At 40.1% G+C, this 2,813-nt stretch carries 2 protein-coding genes and 1 pseudogene; all 3 read right to left on the minus strand.

Annotation, left to right across the window (positions count from 1 at the left end):
- Positions 1 to 795 (minus strand): DUF5009 domain-containing protein (locus Q0L68_RS19135; protein ID WP_296705851.1); only part of this gene is annotated, 795 nt, incomplete at its 3' end.
- 5 nt (positions 796 to 800) lie between these two features.
- Positions 801 to 2,138 (minus strand): Gfo/Idh/MocA family oxidoreductase, encoded by a 1,338-nt coding sequence (locus tag Q0L68_RS19140; protein WP_296705852.1) that lies wholly within the window; start codon positions 2,136 to 2,138, stop codon positions 801 to 803.
- A gap of 23 nt (positions 2,139 to 2,161) precedes the next feature.
- Positions 2,162 to 2,813 (minus strand): annotated as a pseudogene (locus Q0L68_RS19145) (N-acetylglucosamine-6-phosphate deacetylase); the annotation flags it as partial.

The following is a 2,813-nucleotide window of genomic DNA, read 5'->3' on the forward strand; positions in this document are numbered from 1 at the left end:
AATCGGAAAGTGAAGTCCCCATATTAGAGCTATAACAATACAAATGAAGCCACTGACAAGAAGTTGCTTGAGTTTTTGATTTTCTGATAGGTTGGCGCTTTTCAAAATTTCTCCTGCATAAGCTCCAATTATAGTGAGGCAAATCGCTGGAAAAGTTGTCAGAATTCCCAGCTCATCATATTGGCCCTGAAGTAACCTACCAGGAAGGAAAGTTCTATCAAACCAGCCTACTAAATTCCCTTCAAAACTGAGGTTTCCAGCTCCGAAACCGGGAATAGGTATTAGGAATATAGCAGCATAATAAAAGAGTAAAATAGCTCCCACGATCATTAAACGCTTTTTCGAGTCAAAATTTAGGAAAAGAACTATCGTGATAAATCCGGCAATTCCGATTCTTCCTAGCACTGAACCCAAGCGGATTTGCTCCCAGTCAAAAAAAGGAAAAGGAGCATTTTTCACCAATAAACCAAATCCAATAAGCATTAGCATCCGAATAAAGGCTTTTCGATAAATCTCTTTTTTAGGAATTTTGATTTTCTCTGCTTTTCCAATCGAAAAGGGAATGGAGACTCCTGAGATGAAAAGAAATAGTGGAAAAATAAAGTCATAGAAGGTAAAACCGATCCATTCTGGATGCTCAAATTGTAGTGCCAAACTATCTACCCAAGTCCAAGATGTTTTTCCTTCCAGACTAGCAAAGAATGCATCTGCTCCACAGATCATCAACATGTCAAAACCTCTTAATGCATCGATTGATACAAGGCGATTAGATTTGGGAGTTAAGCTTAAGGCCATATAGATTACAATTTAGGTTCCCATCCTTTTTCATATTCTCTACCCCACAGTTTCATAGCTGCTTTATCTTTTAGAATCCTTCCTGAACTTTGGTCAATTTCTAAGGATCTCCCAGTTCGGTAGGAAATATTCCCCAAGTGGCAAAGCAACACACTTTTTTGAATCTCTGGATAAGGAGAAATTTGGCTTTCTCCCTTATCTATAGCATTAATAAAATTTGTAAAATGCGCTATATCCATATCAAAGCCAGCTCCCTTTTGATCAACCACCGTATTGGTTGTTGGCTCAGCAGATTTGATAAGTTGGTTTTTGTTATCGTAGATTTTATAGGAATTATTTAGCAGTTCTAAGGTTCCATTTTCTCCATGGAAAGACACGCCTGAACCCATGGCATTGATATCTCTTCCATTGCAGCTTCTCCCTTCCCAAGAAATTGATTTCCCGTCCGCAAAGTCAAATGAGGCAATTTGAGTATCCGGAGTTTCCCAGTCATCATGGTATTGATACCGACCTCCGCTTGAATAGGCTTTGATTGGGTAATCTTCCTGCAAACCCCATCTTGCTAAATCCAAAAAGTGAACTCCATTATTGACAATCTCTCCTGTTCCCCAGCGCCAATGCCAATGCCAGTTATAATGAATCAAATTATCCTTGAAATCTGCCCGGAGTGCAGGTCCTTGCCAAAGTTCATAATTCAACCAATCAGGAGGAGTAGTAATTTTCCCTTTTCCAATTGTTGGTCGGGTGTTGGTATACCAAGTTCTCGCAAAATAGGTATTGCCAAGAACCCCGGAGTGAAGTTCATGGATCGCCTCCTGAACTCTTGGCCAAGACCTGCGCTGGTTTCCCATTTGAACTATTTTCCCATATTTCTTGGTAGCCTCAATTAAGATTTCAGATTCAGCAGGATTGTGGGAACCCGGCTTCTCAAGATAGACGTGCTTTCCGGCTTGGAGTGCCATCATTGCTGCAGGAGTATGCCAATGATCAGGCATGGCGATAGAAACCGCATCAAGAGTTTTATCTTCCAAAGCTTTGCGGAAATCCTCCAATCCAATTGGAGGAGTTTTGACCCCAGAAGTCTTAGCCAATTCGATTCCTTTTTCTCGAGCTTTGGAATCCACATCGCAGATGTAGGCTATTTCTACATTAGGAATTTGGGCAAAAGCTTGAATGTGTTGAGATCCACGACTATTTACTCCTATTACTGCAACGCGATACTTGTCTTTTAGGGGATACTCAGACAAAATATTAAATCCAAAAGTAGAGGTCATTGCTCCTAGTCCCAATGCTCCAGTGGTTGCTGCTTTAATAAATTTGCGACGATGAGGTTCGTTTTTCATGAATTGAGTTTTTTGAGAGTTTATTAAGAAGAATAAACTTGTTTCCCCTTTTTGATAGTTTTAAGTATTTGGAATGGGTTTTCAGTATCATTTTTCACCACCAATAAGTCTGCATCTTGCCCAATTTGAAAAGGATCATAGTTCTTTTCAAAAAGATAATGAGGTCTAGATGATGCCATTTCCCAAGCTTCTTGAATCGTGGCGAGATTATTTTTCAAAAGAAAAGCAACTCCCTGTCTCTGATTCATAGCTGAGCCAGCAAGAATTTTGGGGTTGGAACTCAAATGTAATTTCCCTTCCGAAGTTAAGGTCACATTTCCACCAATAGGACTTTTATAGTCTCCTGGAGGCATTCCAGCAATCGAGACGGAGTCGCTTATGAGCATGAGGTTTTCTCCTTTAACCTTTTTAAAAACCTGGATTACTTCCTTCGGAAGATGAAACCCATCTGCTATTATAGTAGCAGAAAGCCCATCTTCCGATAGTTGAGACCATAAATAATTAGGATGTCTTGCCAAAACCGGATGCATGCCATTTCCCAAATGGGTAGAAAGTCTGGCTCCTGCTTGAACTGCATCTATTATTTGCTCGGGAGAGGCATTGGTATGACCAATTGATACTAAAATTCCATTCTCCACGCAGGATTTGATAAATGAAATTGAATGTTCCCATTCA

Source organism: Algoriphagus sp. (genome assembly GCF_024642405.1).
In the GTDB taxonomy this organism is placed as follows: domain Bacteria; phylum Bacteroidota; class Bacteroidia; order Cytophagales; family Cyclobacteriaceae; genus Algoriphagus.

Coding starts and splice junctions, on each gene's coding strand:
- Q0L68_RS19140 (WP_296705852.1), bottom strand. CDS start 2,138: ATGAAAAACGAACCTCATCGTCGCAAATTTATTAAAGCAGCAACCACT.